We start from the raw sequence: 380 nt of genomic DNA, 5'->3' as shown, positions 1-380 counted from the left end.
AAGCTGGGCTCCACGCGCGGGCGGCCGATGCCTTCGATGCGCGAGCCCGGCGCCGTGAGCGTGCCGTCTCCCGTGCGCCAGTAGGCGGCGAACACCGATCCCGCCGGGTCCGCGACGCAGACCTGCGTGGCGTGCCGCTGGAAGCGGATGTAGCGGCCGATGGTGGCGCTGGTGCCGCCCGTGCCGGCGCCCACCACGATCCAGCGCGGCACGGGATGGCGCTCGCGCTGCATCTGCAGGAACATGCTCTCGGCGATGTTGTTGTTGCCGCGCCAGTCCGTCGCCCGTTCGGCATAGGTGAACTGGTCCATGTAGTGCCCGCCGGTATCGGCGGCGATCGCGCGCGCCGCGTCGTACACCTCGGCCGCGCTGTCCACGAA

The 380-nt window shown here is 71.8% G+C and carries 1 protein-coding gene; it reads right to left on the bottom strand.

What is annotated here, in order from left to right; all coding sequences use genetic code 11:
- On the bottom strand, positions 1 to 380 hold a 380-nt coding region (locus tag GR197_RS31860; protein ID WP_164016684.1), incomplete at both ends, for a pyridoxal-phosphate dependent enzyme.

This window comes from Rhizobium phaseoli (assembly GCF_010668805.1).
Taxonomy (GTDB): Bacteria; Pseudomonadota; Alphaproteobacteria; order Rhizobiales; family Rhizobiaceae; genus Rhizobium; species Rhizobium phaseoli_A.
The sequence above is the reverse complement of the archived record's forward strand: the minus strand, read 5'-3'. Positions and strand labels throughout refer to the sequence as shown.